Origin of the sequence: Nocardia carnea NBRC 14403 (genome assembly GCF_000308515.1) — a bacterium.
GTDB classification, from domain to species: Bacteria; Actinomycetota; Actinomycetes; order Mycobacteriales; family Mycobacteriaceae; genus Nocardia; species Nocardia carnea.
The window spans coordinates 1-15,419 of sequence record NZ_BAFV01000040.1 but is presented as its reverse complement, the minus strand read 5'-3'; the positions used below and the strand labels follow the sequence as shown (position 1 = coordinate 15,419).

Here is a 15,419-nt window from a genome sequence, read left to right as displayed (position 1 = left end):
ATCAGGCGGTCGTGACCCTGTCGCGGCGTTTACGTTCGCCGCGGGTGCGGACGAGCTTCGCGGCGATCACTGCGATCACGAGTGCGCCGCCGTAGAACAGCTGCTGGACGTATTGCTGCGCGCCGAGCAACTGCAGCCCGGTGATGCCGGTGACCAGGAAGTACACCGCGATCAAGGTGCCCCAGGGGTTGAACCGGCCGATCCGTAGCACCGTCGATCCGAGAAATGCCGCGGCGAACGCGGGCAGCAGGAACGATGCGCCCGATACCGGGTCGGCGCTTGCGGTGGTGCCCGCATAGACCACACCGGCGAGCCCGGCGGTGCCCGCGGAGATGATCAGGGCGCGCCACCGCAGCCGTGCCACGTCGACCCCGTTCAGCCGGGCCACATCATGGCTCTGGCCGACGAACAGCAGCCGCTGTCCGAATGCGGTGTGGTCGAAGATGTACCAGGCGACGGCACATAACGCGAGCGCGAAGAAGAAACCGGTCGGAATCGCCAGGAAAGGTTGAGTGAGCACCGCGTCGGACAGCGCCCGGTCGATCCCGCTGATCGTCGCGGAGTCCGACAGCAGGTAGATCAGTCCCTGTACGACAGTGCCCATACCGAGTGTCACGATGAACGGGTTGATCTGGAAGACCGTCACGATCAGGCCATTGAGGACACCGACCGCGAGAGCGGCCAGGATCGCAGCGAGTACCGACAACCAGATATTCCACTCCTGCTGGACATTGAGCACAGCGACTACCACCGTGGCCAGATTCAGCGTCGAGGCCACCGACAGGTCGTAGTCGCCCGCCCGCAGCGGATACAGCAACCCGATCGACAGGATCAGCAGGACCACCTGTGAAGCGAGCATGTTCGATACGTTCGCCGTGGTCGGAAAGATATCCGGGATCATCACGCTGAAGGCGATGATCAGGACGACCCATACACCCAGCAACGCGAAGCGCTCGGGTTCCGCGGCTGTGCTGCGGAGCTTCCGTTGCGGCGGGCCCGCCGCGCGGTCGGCGACCGTAGTTTCTTTCTCGGTGGTGCTCATGACGCTTCCTCTGCGTAGACGGCGGACGCCAGCACGTCCTTGGTGATGTCGGCCCCGGTGATCTCGGCACTGATCCGGCCGCCGTCGAATACGAGGACCCGGTCGGCCATTTCGACCAGCTGCTCATAGTCGGAGGTGGCGCACAGGACGCCCATCCCCTTCGCCACAGCCGCACGGATGAGGGCGAAGATCTCCCGCCGGGCACCGATATCGACACCCTGAGTGGGTTCACTGAGCAACATCACCCGCGGCTCTGTATCCATCCATTTACCCAGGAGGGCCTTCTGCTGGTTACCGCCGCTGAGATGTCCGAACATCGCCTGCGGATCCGGCGGGACCACGTCCAGCCGGTGGCAGGTGTCCTGTGCACGCCGGCGTAGGCCACCCCAGTCGATCGAGAGGCCACGGGCCCGGTCGGCGAGGAACGGCAGCGAAATATTCTCCAGCACGCTGAGCTCCAGTGCACCGCCCTGCGTTTTGCGGTCTGCGGGAATCAATACGACCCCGTTCGACATCGAACGCGCCGGGCCGGGCCGGCGCACCGTGCGCCCGCCGTGCTCGACGGTCCCGGCTGCCGCCTGATCCGCTCCGAAGAGCAGATCGGGCAGCTCCTCGAAACCGGATCCGGCCAGCCCGGTCACGCCGACCACCTCGCCCGAGAAGAGATCGAGGTCCAGATCGTGCACCCGGCTACCGCACAGTCCGCGGGCCGCGAGCAACGCGGGCCGGTCCCGATCGACCGTTGTACTTCCTTTCGCGACGTGCTCGTCGCGGGTCCCCAAGATGAGCTGGACGAGATCGTCGCGGGTCGCGCCGGCCGTTGTGCGGGTACCCGCGGTCCCGCCGTTGCGGAACACGGTCACCCGGTCGGTGACCTCGAGAATCTCGTCGAGATCGTGGGAGACCAGCAGCACCGCATCCCCGCGGTCACGCAGCCGGCGTAGCAGGCCGAACAGCAGGCCGACCTCGTGCCTCGGCAGGAAGACCGTCGGTTCGTCGAGGATCAGGATCTGTCCGGTGCCCCCGGAGGCCGATTCCTGGGCGCCCACTGCCCGCACCACGGCGATCATGGCCCGTTGTACCGGCGTAAGCGTATCGATCACGGCATCCGGATCGACACCGATCTCGAAGCGACCCAGCAGGTCCCGTACGCGGCGCCGCTGAGCGCGCCAGTCGATCCGGTGCAGGTTCGCGGAGCCGCCACAGGAGTCGAGCGCGATATGCTCCAGCACCGTGCCCGCACCGGCGAGCCCGAGATCCTGGTGCACAAAGCCCAAGCCGTGATCACGCAGGCCGCGGGCACCGAACGGGCTGCCGATGGTGTTGCCGGCGACGGTGACGGTGCCCGCGTCGGCGTCGTGGAACCCGGCCAGTATCTTGATCAGAGTCGATTTTCCGCTGCCGTTGGCGCCCAGCAAGCCGTGCACCTCGCCGGCGCGGACGTCGAGATCGACGCCGCGCAGCGCGGGAACACCGTTGAACGCCTTCGCCAGTCCTGCCACTGCCAGCAGTGGTGCGTCCGGGGACATCAGGCCAGGCCCCACAGCCGCAGGAAGGCACCCGCGTACTCGTCGCCGAAGCCATTGCCGCTGGTGGGCGGGTCACCCGTTTCGGCGACGTTCGACGAGTCGATCACGCGGACCGGGCCCGATTCGGCCGGTACCGGTGGCACTCCGAGCATGGCGCGGAAGGCGACATCGAGATTGACGTAGGCAACCCAATCCGGGTTTTCGGCCACATTCATCGCGACCGAACCGTTTTCGACCATCGCGAGAATGGACGGAGTGCCGTTGAACGTGTAGATCGGCACTTCGCGGTTGTACGCGGCCTGCCTGATACCCGGCGCCGCGTAGAGCGACATCGAGTCGAAGATCGGCAGCACCGCGTTGATATCCGGGTTCCGCAATACAGCCGACTGCACCTGGCCCTGAATCTGCTGCGCCCATTGCGGAACGGCGACGTTGATCACCGTCGCCTCCGAACCCGTGGGAGCCTCCTCGGCGAGCGTTTTCCGGATCGTATCGACCATGCCCTTCGACGGACCGGTTTCCGACGACTCGATGACCAGCGCGTGCACCGGCGCACCCTGCTGCGCGGCCACTGCCCCGAGGGCCATCAGCCGAGCCGCCTCGTTGAACGGCGCGAAGGATTCGTAGGGCACGCTCGGGTCGGTCGGGCTGTCCTTGTCGGAGATATGCAACGGAACGATCGGCACACCCGCCTTGTTCGCGGCGTCGATCTGCGGGCCGAGCGTCGAGGGGAGTGGGCCGTTGAGCAGGATCGCGCCGGCCCCGGCGTTGATGGCCTGGCTGATGCCTTGCTGGTAGGAGATCTGGGTACCGTCCGACGGAAAGGTTACGTAGTTGACTCCCGCTTCGGCCGCGATACCTTTCATTGCCTGTTCGCCGGCCTGATAGAACTCGGCCTTGCTGTCGATGGGAATGCTGTAGATCGTCTCGCCGCGCAACGATTCCACGGAGATCGGTGGGCCGAGATCGTCCGGCTTCGGGACAACCGCTGCTGACGCGACGACACGCTGCGCTGCCTGAGCCTTCTGAATTCCCTCCGGGGTGGCCACGGCGTCGCCGGTCCCGCTCTGACAGCCGGTCAGCACTCCGGCCGTTACGGCCGCCGTCGCGCATGCGGCAGCGAACTTTCTCCTACGCATGGGTTTTCTCCGTGTTCGGTGTCGGGCGCCGGAGCAGATATCGGGCGCCGCTATCGCGAGGCGAGTTCGGGGTTCTCGATGAGGTCGGTGTAGACGCGGGCAATGGAGCGCCGCTGGAAGAACTCGATGAGATCGTCGGGATAGCCGAGCTGGTCGCCGGTATCCACGTGAATGTTGTCGGTGAACCGGATCTCGGCCGCGGCCTGCTCACTGTCTGCGCCGCGGCGAATGGCCTCCGCCACCTCGCCCACGACCTCGCGGCCCCACTCGCGGTAACGATCGAGAAGTTCGCGCCCGGCCACCTCGCCGTGCCCCGGGACGAGAAGTTCGAAATCGTAATCGGCGACCTTGTCGATGGCATCGAACCAGTCGGCCACCCGGCAGTCCTGGAAGGACGGCAGCCCAGCTTCGCAGACGATATCGCCGGTGAAGACGACACCGTCCGCGGGCAGGTACGCGATCAGGCTGTTCGCGGTATGCCCCGGTTGGAAGGTCAGTTCCAGTGCGATATCGCCGAGGTGCAGGTCGAGCTGGTCGGTGAAGACGATATCGGGTACCCGGACCCGGTACTCGTCGAGTAGCGCGACTGCGGCCGGATCGATGCGCGCGAAAAGCCTTGCCAGGTAGTCATGATCGGGTGCGTCGTGCAGCAGGCGCCGGCGGGTGTCTCGATGCGATACGACCTCGCCACCCATCCAGCGATTTCCGATGGTGTGGTCGGGATGATGATCGGTGTTGACGACGTACCGGGTTGTGCCCAACCGGTCCGCTGTCTTCCGCCACGCGATTGCGTCGCTGGGCCGGTGCGGCGTGTCCACCAGCGCGATTCCGTCACCCACGATGATCGAGTTGTTGCTGCCGAGATGCGCTGTCTCGACATACACATGGGCACTGATCCGGCTCGGGGTCATCGCGGCACCACCGGCATCGAAGGCCCCCCGAGGAAGCCTACGAGGTTCTCGACCCGCGCCGGGGCGAACACCTCGATAAAGGTCGCCTCACCTTCGATGCTGTGCCCGCAATGCTCGACACCCCGCGGAATCACCACGACATCTCCGGTTTCGAGCACGGTTTCCGCACCGGCGACAGTGAACGAGATCCGGCCACTCGTGATGACCATGGCCTGCTCGGCGTCCGGATGATTATGCGCGGGAAGTGTCGTCGGATGCACCCAACGGATCCGGTTGAGTCCCATTTCCTTACCCGTGACGGCGGTGCGGAAGTTACCCTCCAGCACCTCTCGTTCGGGAAGGTCCGACCAGCTGGCCCAGTAACTGCCCATCGATGTCACCGCTCCCTTATCGGTCTGGCACCCGCCCTCATCTCCGGGTGCCTATGACTCAGGTCACTGTAAGCCGTCCTTCTGAAAACTGTCAACAGTTTTCAGAAGGAGGTGATTGTGGCATGATCTGCTGCTGTCGGCGGCTGAATTTCCCGCGACACCGGACATGGCCGCTGTTGCGGGCCCGTGTTTTTCGTGCCGCGGATTCGTTTCCTCGCCACTGCGGTGCCCAGCTCCCGGCTCCGGCGGAGGTGCTGATGACCGACGCCGAGGTGGGCTGTCGGTGACGAAACAGATCGAGGTGATCGGACGCCCGGCCGGCTCGGGCGCGAGTGTCGGTTCGCTGTGTCAGGATGCGGGTGTGGGTGACTTCTTCGAACGAATCGTCGACCTCGACGTGACCTCGGCCGACGCGAGTGCGCTGGCCGAACAGATGGTGGACTGGATGGTTTCGCGGGGCTGGCTGCTCCGGGAGACTTCGCGGGACGCGATGTACAGCCTCCAGGTCGACGAAGGCTATGTGCCGGGCCCGGACTGGTCACAGATCACCCAGGAATGGGGCGCCGACTGGATCCCCGCACCCGTAGCCGTCATCGTCGGCCGCCACGACCACTATGCCGGACAGGGTTGTATCGAACCGGCGTCCGCCGTGTGCCCGCGGTGCGAGACCTCCACCGTGATCATCGACTACCCGCAGGAGTGGGAGGCCGATCCCGCCGTATGGCAACCGTTCTCGGACGCAATCGAGGCCTGGAAACACACGGGCGCCGCCGCGGTGACCTGCCCCTCGTGTGCGATATCGAGCTCCGTCACCACCTGGCAGTGGGACGACGGCTTCGCCTTGGGGGCACTCGCTTTCGACTTCTGGGGTTGGCCGCCCCTCGCCGAGGAATTCATCACCGAATTCGCCGCCCGCCTAGGGCATCGGATCGAACATCACACCGGCAAGTTCTGATCCGGGCCCCTGATGATCCCGCCCCGCGGCGCGAAGGCGTGGCGGGGCGTAAGTCGACTTCTGCCGGCGGGTCGGCGCGGTGACCGGTTCATGCCGGTAGTGGATGGGCTTCGAAGAAATCCCAGATCAGCTGTGTGGCGTCGATCGAGGTGGTGTTGCTGCCGACGAAGATCTCCGGGAACGGGACCGCGGTGTCCCCGGGCCAGACATGTCCGCCACCTTGAACGGAATACAGCTCGACATCGGCGCCGGCAGGACAGGGATAGTGCTCGCGGTAAACATCGGGCGCTATCTGCTGCCGGTCCGGTACATCTCCGCAACCGTTGCGCCGCGCCCATCCCGCGACGCTCTCCGGCACACTGGCGGGGCCCGGACCGTTGACCGTGGGGCCGTTGCGTTCGGTGCCCACGGACGACCCGGTGCCGTCGGGGGAGGGCAGCAGGCGGGCGTTGGGCCCGGCGCCGCCGGTGTAGGCGACGATCGGGTCCGCGGTGCCGTGGAAGGCGATGACCGGCACCGGCCGGGAAGTCTTGCACCAGGCGAAGTCCTGTACTCCCGCGACCGGCGCGATGGCGGCTATCCGGTCGGACAGGTGGCAGGCCAGCGATGAGGTGGTGAACGCGCCCATGGACAGCCCGGCGACGAAGATGCGCCGGGTGTCGACGCACAGGGTCGCGCCGATGTGGTCGATCAGCCCGGCGAGCCAATGCATATCGGTACTCTGCGGTTCGAAGTTCCAGCGCGGCGGACCGGGCTCGTCGAGTTGGGGTGTGACGGTGATGAACCCCTGGGTGGCGCCGTAGTCGCCGAAACCGCTGGACGCGTGGGCGATCACGGCCGGCTCGAGATAGCCGTGCAGGTCGAGAACGACAGGGCGGGGTCCCGGAGCCTCGGGGATATCCCGGATATAGCTTCCCGCCCGGCCGGCGGCCGCGAAATGTTCGAGCGTGCGGCCGGGTGCGGTCGGCGCCGCTGCGCATCCGGGTGAGGGGGTGACGGAAACTTCTTCTGCGTGGGTGACGCCCGCGAACGGGGTGAACGGTCCGAGTATTGCGATGATCGCGGCGGCGACCCCGAGGGAACGGAACGTGATGTGCCACCGGGTCTGCCGGGAGCGTGCCACCCGGTCCGGCAGGCCGGAAACGGTATTCCACTTCACGGAAGTGAGTTTCTCACGGCATCGGTTCGCGGTCACGGGATTCCGGCTATCGGTGACGACCGGCGTCGTCGCGGACCTCGGATGCGGCGCGATGGCACACCGGAAACCGGCGGCACTCGGACCGAGAGGTGGCAGGCCGGCGTTGTCCGGTCGGGTCGCTCCGCCCGCCGCCTTATTCCAGTGCCGTGCGCAGCGTACGGAACTCTGCGGCCAATGCATCCAACGTGTAGTGCGCGTTGAGACCGCTCGGATTCGGCAGTACCCAGACCTCGGTGGCACCGAGCGTGTCCGGCTGCCGGCCCACGGTGGTCCGGGGCCGGGCAAACGCCGTGCGATAGGCCCCGAGGCCGAGTACCGCGAGGACCTGCGGACGGTACTCGCGCACCCGGACGGAGAGGTCGCGGCCACCGTCGCGCAATTCCTGCGCGGTCAGCTCGGCGGCCTTCGCCGTCGTGCGTGGTACGACATTCGTGATACCCAGCCCCAGCTCGAGTAATTCGGCCTCCTCGTCGGGGCGGAACAGTCGAGGGGTGAATTCCGAGCGGAAAAGCGCCGGCCAGAAACGGTTACCCGGGCGAGCGAAATGATGCCCCGTCGCCCCGGACCACAGTCCCGGATTGATACCGCAGAACAACACCCGCAGATCAGGTGCCAGCACATCGGGAACGGTGGCGCCTTCGGCGGCCGCCAGCTCGGCCGGGGAGGGGCGGTACGCAGCGGAACGTGCCATCAGAACAGTCTGCCCCAACCTGCCGGCCGTTCGAGCAGTGCGCCCGGCCGGCACCCATTTGCCGCTCCGCTGCCGGTGGTGCACGAGAACCGGAGATCGGATTCAGCCGAGTCCGAGGCTCCGGCCGTCGACCACCTGCTGCGCCGGTGACTCCGTAGCGACCGGGGCCGGGAGCGCGGTATCGGCGCCCAGGCCCTTCACCGCGGCGGCAGTCCGGATCGCGTCCACCACGAGCAGTAGCGCGGCCCGGCGGGCCGAGTTGGTGCGGTAGGCCAGGGAGACGGTCCGGGTGAGGATGTCGCCGAGGGCGATGATGTCCACCCCCGTCGGCCGCAGGGCCAGGCCCAGATCCGACACCAGAGTCACCCCCAAGCCCGCCGCGACCATCGCCATCGCGGTCGCCTGCTCCTCTACTTCGTGGTCGATCCGCGGTGCGACCCCGGCCGATTGGAACGCCAGCCGCGCCGCCTGCCCGAAATGGGAGCGGGCCGGAGCGAGTATCCACGGATGTTCGGCCAGTTCGGCAAGCGTCACACTGGCCCCCGGCACCGCCCCGGACGGGACGGCGGCATGGATCCGTTCGACCGCGATCACCGCGCGCTGCAGGCCACGGTCCCAGGCCATCGGGTAATTCGAGTAGTCGAGGACGAAGGAGAGATCCAGTGCACCGTCGCGTACCGCCGCGGCAGTTGCTTCCGGGGCGAGTTCCCGCGTCCGCACTCTGATCCCCGGGTGCGTGCCGGCGAGGGAGGTGAGCGCGTCCGGCATCAGACCGGAGGCCACCGACGCCCACACCCCGGCCGTCAGCGTTGCCGATACCGATTCGCCGGCATCCTCGAGGGCCTGGGTCGCGCGTTCGACCGAGGCCAGGATCTCCTCGGCGTGCTCGGCGAGCAGGACACCGAGATCGGTGAGCTGCACGCGGCGTCCACGCCGTTCGAACAACCGGGTACCGACATCGCGTTCGAGCTGTGCGAGCTGCTGTGATACCGCCGACGCCGTATAGTGCAGCGCCGTCGCGGCCGCCGTAACCGTGCCGCGTCGATGTAGCTCGCGCAACATTCGCAAGCGAGGGATCGACAAGTCCATACAACGAGCCTAAGCGTTGTACAGCAACGGTGAACACTGCCGTGAACCAACCGTAAATAGACGCGCGAGCAGGTACGACCGCACAGTTATGGGATCGGGCACACATAGTGGCCGTGGGGACGAAGAAGTCCGGACGGAACATTTGCGCGCCGGGGTTGCCGCATGCGGTGGCGACGGCCGAGCACGAAAAGGAGGTGGTTCATCGTGACGGCGATCGACAACCCTATGGGGGGTACCCCGCATATGACCACGCAAACCTTTCCGGACATTCCTGCGGCACCGGCCGCCGCGCCGCCGGTCCGCCGGACCGAACCGTATATGCGTCTGCAGTGGACGGATTCCCTGACGGGCGCGGTCGGCTACCTGGTCGTGCACACCCTGCGCGCGGGCCTGGCCACCGGTGGCACGCGGATGCGGGCCGGATGCGGCTTGCGGGAGGTCGAGGATCTTGCCCGCGGGATGGCGGATAAAACGGCCACCTTCGATCTGCCGGTCGGCGGGGCCAAGGGCGGTATCGATTTCGACCCCAAGGATCCCCGGGCGATCGGCGTGCTCGAGCGGTTCTGCGAGGCCATGCGCCCGTGGCTCGCCGCACATTGGGTGACGGCGGAGGATCTGGGGGTTCCGCAGCACCTGATCGACGAGGTCTTCGAGAAACTCGGCCTGGGGCAGAGCTACCATGCCGCGATCAGCCGCGCCGCCGACCCGGCCGCGACCCTGGAACGGGTCCGCAACGGGCTCAACGCCGCCGTAGAGGGTGGCTTCCTGCTGGGCGATGTGATCGGCGGCTACGGGGTCGCGCACGCCTGCCTCGCCGCCGCGGTCTGGCGGGGACGCGCGCCCGCCGAGACGACGGTCGCGATCCAGGGCATCGGCACCATGGGCGGCGCCGCGGCCTACTACCTGCACGAAGCCGGAATGAAGGTCACCGTGGTGGCCGATGCCGCGGGCGCGCTGTACTGCGCGGACGGTCTGGATATCCCCGCGCTGCTGGATCTGCGCGACGGTTTCGGCGAAGTCGACCGCACCCGGCTGCCCGAAGGTGTCGAACAGCTACCGCGCGCCGCGGTGCTCTCCGCCGAGGTGGATATCCTCGTTCCGGCGGCGATCTCCTACGCGATCACACCGGATAATTCGTACGATATCCGGGCCCGTGTGATCGTGGAGGCCGCGAACGCGGCGACGACCCCGGAAGCGGAGGCCATGCTCGCCGCCCGCGGCGTCCCGGTGCTCCCGGATTTCGTCGCGAACGCGGGGGCCGTGGCCTGGGCGTGGTGGCTGCTCCTCGGCGAGGTCGACGACAATCCGGAGAACTCCTTCGATCGGCTGCGCACCACTATGCACAGTAAGGTCGCGCAGTTGCTGGCCGCCTGGGCCGAGGAGGGTGTTACGCCGCGCGAGGCGGGTCACCGCCTGGCCGACGAGCCGGCCCTGTCGGCCGCATCGGGTCCGGTCGTCATTCCCTGACAAGACCAGCAGTAGGGCGCCGATGCCCGGCGGTCACGGTGTCCGCGCCGGCGACCGATCGCGAATAGATGATCGCCGCGGTCGAAGGCGCCGCGCCCCGCACCGACGCGAGCCTTGTCCTGCCGGATGGCGATCACCCGTGCGGTGATCGCCATCCGGCGCGTTCCGCGGCACGCTTTGTGCTCTGTTCTGCCGGAACCTGTCGGTCCCCCGGAGTACGCTCACACGCGCCGGCGTGACGGTGACGACATGGAGGTACGTGATGGACGTACTGCTCGGAATCGGGACGCGCAAGGGATTGTTCCTGGCGCGCAGCAAGGACGGTCGGAAGAACTGGGAAGTCGGTGATCCCCAGTTCGCGGTGGCCGATGTGAAAGCCTTCGCGATCGATACCCGGCGGTCCACGCCGCGCCTGCTCGCGGGTGTCTTGGACAGCCATTTCGGCCCGACCATGGTGGTCAGTGACGATTTCGGCGCCACCTGGAGCGAGCCGGACGACGCACCGCTGGCCTTCCCGGAGGATACGGGGGCGGCACTCCAGGGCGTCTGGCAGATCGCGCCCGCCACCGCGGCGGAACCCGATGTGGTGTACGCGGGCGCCGAACCGGCCGCGCTGTTCCGCTCCACCGACGGCGGCCGGACATTCGAGCTGGTACGCGGCCTGTGGGAGCATCCGCACCGGCCGGAGTGGATGCCGGGCGGCGGCGGGCTGGCATTGCATACGATCCTGCCGCATCCGGCCGATACCCAGCGGATGGCGGTCGCCATCTCCACCGGAGGCGTCTATCGGACCACCGACGGCGGATCGTCCTGGAAACCCACGAACAAAGGTGTCACCGCCGATTTCATGCCGGGTGAACTGCCGGAATGGGGGCAGTGCGTGCACAAGGTCGCAGTGGACGCGGATACGCCGGACACCATGTACCTGCAGAACCACGGCGGGGTTTTCCGCAGCACCGACGAGGGGATGAGCTGGCAATCGATCGACGGTGGATTACCCGAATCCAATTTCGGTTTCCCGATCGTCGCGCATCCCCGGCGCTCCGGAGTCATCTACACCTTCCCGCTGGTCGCGGATATGGAGCGCTTCCGTTTCCCGCCGGACGCGCGCTGCGCGGTGTATCGCAGCGAAAACGGCGGCGATACCTGGTCCGCGCAGACCGACGGGCTCCCGCAGGGCCCGTTCTGGGCGGCGGTCATGCGCGATGCCATGTGCGCCGACAACGCCGACCCGGCGGGTATCTACTTCGGCACCCGCAACGGCGAGGTCTACTGCAGTGCCGACGAGGGCGATCACTGGCAACTGGTCGCCGACAAACTTCCGGACGTACTGTGCGTGCGTGCCGCGGTGGTCGGATAACGCCGTGGCGCACGTCCGTCTGCCGTCCATGCTGCGTACCTATGTCGACGGCGAAAAGGAGATCGACGTCGAGGGAGCGACTCTCCGGAGCGTTCTGGATGCCGTCCGTGAGCGGTCGCCGGGACTGGAACGCCGGCTTCGCGACGAGAGCGGTCGACTGCGCCGCTACGTGAACTTCTACGTCGGCGACGATGAATGCCGCACCCTCGAGGGGCAGGACACGCCGGTGGATGCCGGTACCGAGATCATGATCATTCCGTCGGTCGCCGGCGGGTGAATGTGCCGAGAGCCCCTCGCTCACCTGATGGGGGTCCGTGGGGTGCGGTGAGATCACCGGGCCCGCAGTAGTTCTCGGAGAATCCTGCCGATCTGTACGAGTAGGAGAAGCAATGCGTATCGGCGTGCCGAGGGAGCTCAAGGATCACGAGTACCGAGTCGCCATCACCCCCATCGGCGTACACGAGCTGACAAGCCAAGGGCATCAGGTCGATATCGAAAAGGATGCCGGGCACGGCTCCTCCATCACCGACGACGAATACGCCGCCGCCGGCGCACAGATCGTCGATCGCGCCGAAGATGTCTGGGCCCGGGCCGATCTGGTGCTCAAGGTGAAGGAGCCGATCGCGGCCGAATATCCGCTGCTGCGCGACGGCCTGGTGCTGTTCACCTACCTGCACCTCGCCGCCGACCGCCCGCTCACCGACGCACTCCTCCACCGCGGTGTCACCGCTATCGCCTACGAAACTGTCCAGTTGCCGTCGGGTGTCCTGCCGCTGCTCTACCCGATGTCGGAGGTCGCGGGCTGTCTGGCACCGCAGGTCGGCGCCCACTCGCTGCTGAAGGCGCAATGCGGGCGCGGGGTGCTGATGGGCGGGGTCGGTGGGGTGGCGAACGCCCGTGTCGTGATCCTCGGCGCGGGGGTCGCCGGTCAGAACGCCGCCAATATCGCCCTGGGAATGGGTGCCGATGTCACGCTACTCGATACCGACCTCGACAAGCTCCGGATGTCGTTCTGGCGCTACCACAACCGGGTACACGGGCTCGCGTCGTCTCGCCTGGCCATCGAACAGGAGGTCGAGCAGGCGGATCTGGTGATCGGTGCGGTGCTGATTCCGGGGGCGGCGGCGCCCAAGCTCGTCGGCAACGATCTGGTCGCACGGATGAAACCGGGCTCCGTACTCGTCGATATCGCCATCGATCAGGGCGGCTGCTTCGCGGATTCGCGGCCGACCACTCATTCCGAACCCACTTTCCCGGTACACAATTCGACCTTCTACTGCGTCGCGAATATGCCCGGCGCCGTACCGAACACCTCGACCTACGCCCTCACCAACTCGACGCTGCCCTATGTGGTCGCCCTCGCGAACAAAGGTTGGCGCGCGGCCCTGCGCGACGACCCGGTGCTCGCCAAAGGTCTCAACACGTGCGCCGGCGGGATTACCAACGAGCCGGTGGCCGAGGCTCATCGACATACACCCGTCGCGCTTTCCGAAGTTCTCGACCGGTAGGGGCGGTTTCCCGCAAAGGTCGCGGCCGCGGCTCCGGGCACGTCGCGACGCCCAACAGCACGGATCCGCGGCGGCACAGCATCGCTTCGGCGAGTAGGTGTCCACCGCCCTCGGGCTGTCGTTCGGACAACGGCGTGCCGGCCTGGGAAACTGGAAGCGAATACATCTGCCGGATATCGCCGCCTACCGTCCTGTCTCCGGCGCCGGTTGGTGGTGCAGGAGACGGTGGATCCGAGTGAAGTGAGGTGTTCGGATATGCCCGCGCCCCGAAGGATCGCTCGCGCGAACAAGGCCGGCCTGAACCGGATCACGAAGTTCATCGCACCGTGGGCGCCGGGCTGGGCGGTGGTCGTCCATCGCGGCCGCCGCTCCGGCCGGATATTCCGGACCCCACTATGGGCCTTCCGCCGCGGCGACGGATATGTGATCGCCTTGACCTACGGCGCCGAAGCCGATTGGGTGCGTAACGTTCTCGCTGCGGGCGGTTGCGAGCTCGAATCTCGGCGGCGGCGCTACGCGGTCGGCTCGCCGCGCGTCTACCGGGACGAGGCCGCCGGCGATATGCCGCCGTTCATCCGGTTCATGCTGCGCCGGGTGCTCGACGCGCCGGACTTCCTCCGCGTCGAGGTGATCGCCGAAAGGGACACCCAGCAGTAGATTGCCGCCGAGCCACGGCCTTGCGCGGACGCTTGCACCGGTGCGAGGACCGTTGCGGTGACCGTTTCCGCAGTGCCGGCAGGGCGAGTAGCCGCCGGAGCCGGGCAGGTCGGCGGGTACGGTCGCGGGGAGAACCGGATCCGGCATCCCGATGCCGGTGCACAGACGAGCGAGGTGGACCGTAGTGCTGTCGACGCCCTGGTCGCGGGGGATGGGTTTGCGCGCGCCGATAGTCAACGCCCCGATGGGGGGTGTGGCCGGTGGCCGGCTGGCGGCCGCAGTGACCACCGCCGGTGGCCTGGGGATGATCGGGATGGGCAGTGCGGGCTCGGCCGCCCGGTTGTCCGATGAACTGGACCTGCTCGGTGCGGTACCCGGTCCGTTCGGTATCGGGCTGGTCGATTGGGTGCTGGCACGGGAGCCCGCGTTACTCGATACCGCTCTCGCCGCGCGGCCGACGGTCATCTCCGTCGGATTCACCGACGATTTCGCGTGGGTGCAACGGCTGCACCGGCACGGGGTGATGGCGGTGACCCAGGTCTACGACGCGGAACAGGCCCGCCGCGCCGCCGACGCCGGAGTAGACGTACTCGTCGCCCGCGGCGCCGAAGGCGGCGGTCACGGGGCGCCGCTGCTGGGTACCCTGCCGCTGCTCGATGCCGTACTGGACGCGGTGGAAGTTCCGGTGCTGGCGGCCGGCGGGATCTCCTCCGGCCGGACGCTGGCCGCGGTGCTCGCGGCCGGTGCCGCGGGAGCCTGGCTCGGAACGAGGTTGTCGGTATGTACCGAAGCGCTCACCCCGGACCGCGCGCGTGCGGCGCTGGTTCGCGCGGCAGCCACCGATACCGTCACCACGCGTATCTTCGATATCGGCCAGCAGCTGCCCTGGCCTGCGCGTTTCCCCTCGCGGGTACTGCGCAACGATTTCACCGGGCGGTGGGAGCACAGCGAGAACGATCTGACCGGGAACCCGGCGGCCCGCGACGAGCTGGCCGCGGCCATGGCAGCCGACGATCCCGAGGTGGCCCCGGTCGATGCGGGTCAAGGTGTGGGGATGGTGACCGAGAGCGCTCCGATGGCCCGGGTGATCGACGAACTGTGTGCGACCGCGGAGGATGCGCTGAGTGGCTGGTCCGCCCACTGAAACCATTGCGGGAGCCGGCTTCTCGACAGCTGTCGAGAAGCCGTCGCGATGCTGCCTCAGAGGTGCCGTCGGCTCGTCCCGCACCGCGCGTAGGCTCGCATAGTGAAACAACTGACGATCGGGGCCATTGCGTCCTCCCATAAGGAGGACGAGCATCGGCTCGCGATCCACCCCGCGCATTTCGCGCGGATCGACCCGGCAACCCGCGCGGGTATCTTCCTCGAATACGGCTACGGCACCCGGTTCGGCTATTCCGACGAGCAGCTGGCGCCGCTGGTCGCCGGGCAGCGGACGCGCGCGGAGCTGGCGGCCGAATGCGATGTGCTGTTGCTGCCCAAACCGATGCCCGCAGACCTCG

General features: G+C 67.4%; 15 protein-coding genes and 1 pseudogene. 8 read left to right on the top strand and 8 right to left on the bottom strand.

Translation table 11 applies throughout. The features are described 5' to 3' along the window. Nucleotide 1: 1 nt before the first annotated feature. From ON22_RS14800 to ON22_RS14780, 5 genes are read right to left on the bottom strand one after another with little or no spacing between them, the layout of a single operon-like run. The gene (locus ON22_RS14800) at nucleotides 2-1,042 is read right to left on the bottom strand and encodes an ABC transporter permease (RefSeq protein WP_051157644.1); all 1,041 of its coding nucleotides are present in this window, start codon (nucleotides 1,040-1,042) and stop codon (nucleotides 2-4) included. Next, nucleotides 1,039-2,571: a sugar ABC transporter ATP-binding protein gene (locus ON22_RS14795; RefSeq protein WP_156052226.1), complete on the bottom strand. Its 1,533-nt coding sequence runs from the start codon at nucleotides 2,569-2,571 to the stop codon at nucleotides 1,039-1,041. Before ON22_RS14795 ends, ON22_RS14800 begins: the two co-directional genes overlap by 4 nt. After that, nucleotides 2,571-3,710 (bottom strand): sugar ABC transporter substrate-binding protein, encoded by a 1,140-nt coding sequence (locus ON22_RS14790; RefSeq protein ID WP_081595587.1) that lies wholly within the window; start codon nucleotides 3,708-3,710, stop codon nucleotides 2,571-2,573. Before ON22_RS14790 ends, ON22_RS14795 begins: the two co-directional genes overlap by 1 nt. A gap of 50 nt (nucleotides 3,711-3,760) precedes the next feature. After that, nucleotides 3,761-4,621 (bottom strand): MBL fold metallo-hydrolase, encoded by an 861-nt coding sequence (locus ON22_RS14785; protein ID WP_033242677.1) that lies wholly within the window; start codon nucleotides 4,619-4,621, stop codon nucleotides 3,761-3,763. Continuing rightward, nucleotides 4,618-4,992 carry a cupin domain-containing protein gene (locus ON22_RS14780; protein WP_033242678.1) on the bottom strand — a complete coding sequence of 125 codons (375 nt, stop codon included), beginning with the start codon at nucleotides 4,990-4,992 and terminating at the stop codon, nucleotides 4,618-4,620. The genes ON22_RS14785 and ON22_RS14780 overlap by 4 nt, the downstream gene beginning before the upstream one ends. 283 nt (nucleotides 4,993-5,275) lie before the next feature. On the opposite strand from ON22_RS14780, the gene ON22_RS14775 reads away from it, so the two are divergent. Beyond that, nucleotides 5,276-5,947: a hypothetical protein gene (locus ON22_RS14775; RefSeq protein ID WP_231508267.1), complete on the top strand. Its 672-nt coding sequence runs from the start codon at nucleotides 5,276-5,278 to the stop codon at nucleotides 5,945-5,947. An 88-nt stretch (nucleotides 5,948-6,035) separates the two neighbouring features. Here the strand turns inward: ON22_RS14775 and ON22_RS34660 are convergent, their stop codons facing one another. The 3 genes from ON22_RS34660 to ON22_RS14760 form a co-directional block, all read right to left on the bottom strand. Next, nucleotides 6,036-7,106 (bottom strand): CE1 family esterase, encoded by a 1,071-nt coding sequence (locus ON22_RS34660; protein WP_156052227.1) that lies wholly within the window; start codon nucleotides 7,104-7,106, stop codon nucleotides 6,036-6,038. 172 nt (nucleotides 7,107-7,278) lie between these two features. Beyond that, the gene (gene mug, locus ON22_RS14765) at nucleotides 7,279-7,836 is read right to left on the bottom strand and encodes a G/U mismatch-specific DNA glycosylase (RefSeq protein ID WP_033242679.1); all 558 of its coding nucleotides are present in this window, start codon (nucleotides 7,834-7,836) and stop codon (nucleotides 7,279-7,281) included. Nucleotides 7,837-7,938: 102 nt separating this feature from the next. Continuing rightward, complete coding sequence (locus ON22_RS14760) at nucleotides 7,939-8,925, bottom strand: LysR family transcriptional regulator (protein WP_033242680.1); 987 nt, start codon at nucleotides 8,923-8,925, stop codon at nucleotides 7,939-7,941. A gap of 243 nt (nucleotides 8,926-9,168) precedes the next feature. Here ON22_RS14760 and ON22_RS14755 point away from each other — a divergent pair, with 243 nt between their 5' ends. The 7 genes and pseudogenes from ON22_RS14755 to ON22_RS14725 form a co-directional block, all read left to right on the top strand. After that, the gene (locus tag ON22_RS14755; protein ID WP_081595586.1) at nucleotides 9,169-10,392 is read left to right on the top strand and encodes a glutamate dehydrogenase; all 1,224 of its coding nucleotides are present in this window, start codon (nucleotides 9,169-9,171) and stop codon (nucleotides 10,390-10,392) included. Between the two features lie 262 nt (nucleotides 10,393-10,654). Further along, nucleotides 10,655-11,752, top strand: a complete 1,098-nt coding sequence (locus ON22_RS14750; protein ID WP_033242681.1) for a WD40/YVTN/BNR-like repeat-containing protein — start codon at nucleotides 10,655-10,657, stop codon at nucleotides 11,750-11,752. Between the two features lie 4 nt (nucleotides 11,753-11,756). Further along, complete coding sequence (locus ON22_RS14745; RefSeq protein WP_197039632.1) at nucleotides 11,757-12,029, top strand: MoaD/ThiS family protein; 273 nt, start codon at nucleotides 11,757-11,759, stop codon at nucleotides 12,027-12,029. A gap of 112 nt (nucleotides 12,030-12,141) precedes the next feature. Beyond that, nucleotides 12,142-13,260 carry an alanine dehydrogenase gene (gene ald, locus ON22_RS14740; RefSeq protein WP_033242682.1) on the top strand — a complete coding sequence of 373 codons (1,119 nt, stop codon included), beginning with the start codon at nucleotides 12,142-12,144 and terminating at the stop codon, nucleotides 13,258-13,260. A 255-nt stretch (nucleotides 13,261-13,515) separates the two neighbouring features. Then, a complete protein-coding gene (locus tag ON22_RS14735; RefSeq protein ID WP_033242683.1) occupies nucleotides 13,516-13,917 on the top strand; it encodes a nitroreductase family deazaflavin-dependent oxidoreductase in 402 nt (133 codons plus the stop codon). 184 nt (nucleotides 13,918-14,101) lie between these two features. Further along, a complete protein-coding gene (locus ON22_RS14730) occupies nucleotides 14,102-15,061 on the top strand; it encodes an NAD(P)H-dependent flavin oxidoreductase (RefSeq protein ID WP_033242684.1) in 960 nt (319 codons plus the stop codon). Nucleotides 15,062-15,163: 102 nt separating this feature from the next. Continuing rightward, nucleotides 15,164-15,419: pseudogene (locus ON22_RS14725) on the top strand (alanine dehydrogenase); the annotation flags it as partial.